Source organism: Rheinheimera sp. 1928-s, from assembly GCF_029269265.1.
In the GTDB taxonomy this organism is placed as follows: domain Bacteria; phylum Pseudomonadota; class Gammaproteobacteria; order Enterobacterales; family Alteromonadaceae; genus Pararheinheimera.
In genome coordinates this window covers 1-976 of the sequence record NZ_JARIXP010000024.1, presented here as the reverse complement: position 1 = coordinate 976, position 976 = coordinate 1, and the positions used below count along the sequence as shown (strand labels likewise).

Genomic DNA, 976 nt, shown 5'->3' with positions numbered 1-976 from the left:
CTAGTAATCGCAAATCAGAATGTTGCGGTGAATACGTTCCCGGGCCTTGTACACACCGCCCGTCACACCATGGGAGTGGGTTGCAAAAGAAGTAGGTAGCTTAACCTTCGGGAGGGCGCTTACCACTTTGTGATTCATGACTGGGGTGAAGTCGTAACAAGGTAACCCTAGGGGAACCTGGGGTTGGATCACCTCCTTACCTAAAGCAGATTTAGTTCGTGTAGTGTCCACACAGATGATTGATTGATACGTAGAGCAAACAGTAAAAGCGGTATCCGCGAGGATAACGCCGGATGTTTGGTTTAGCGCAATGCCTGATGGTGTCGCGATAAGACAAACAGACAAGTTAGAGCTGGTCTGTAGCTCAGGTGGTTAGAGCGCACCCCTGATAAGGGTGAGGTCGGTAGTTCGAGTCTACTCAGACCAACCAATTCGCTGCAAGTCAGCTTGACAACGAATGAACCAATGTAGATTGGGGTTATAGCTCAGCTGGGAGAGCGCCTGCCTTGCACGCAGGAGGTCAGCGGTTCGATCCCGCTTAACTCCACCATTACTTAAGATTGATTCTGAAAGTAAATTACTGTTTGAAAACTCAAAAACAACCATTCTTTTAAAGAATTGTTCTTTTTGAGCTTTATGCTCGAAGTGCTCTTTAACAAATTGGCAAGCTGATAGAAAGAAAACAAGGTAACAATATTTATTTGTGAACCTTATCACACCTGCGATTCCAGACATTTTGGGGTTGTATGGTTAAGTGACTAAGCGTACACGGTGGATGCCTTGGCAGTCAGAGGCGATGAAGGACGTGCTAACCTGCGAAAAGCTGTGAGAAGTCGGTAAGAGACGTTAGACTCACAGATGTCCGAATGGGGAAACCCACCTGATTTATCAGGTATCGTATGATGAATACATAGTCATACGAGGCGAACCGGGAGAACTGAAACATCTAAGTACCCCGAGGAAAAGAAATCAACCG

The 976-nt window shown here is 46.3% G+C and carries 2 tRNA genes and 2 rRNA genes; all 4 read left to right on the top strand.

Features of this window, described 5'->3' with window-relative positions:
• Positions 1–199 (top strand): 16S ribosomal RNA (locus tag P3C17_RS21230); the annotation flags it as partial.
• A gap of 154 nt (positions 200–353) precedes the next feature.
• Positions 354–430: transfer RNA gene (locus P3C17_RS21225), tRNA-Ile, on the top strand.
• A 44-nt stretch (positions 431–474) separates the two neighbouring features.
• Positions 475–550, top strand: a tRNA-Ala gene (locus tag P3C17_RS21220).
• 198 nt (positions 551–748) lie between these two features.
• Positions 749–976 (top strand): 23S ribosomal RNA (locus P3C17_RS21215); the annotation flags it as partial.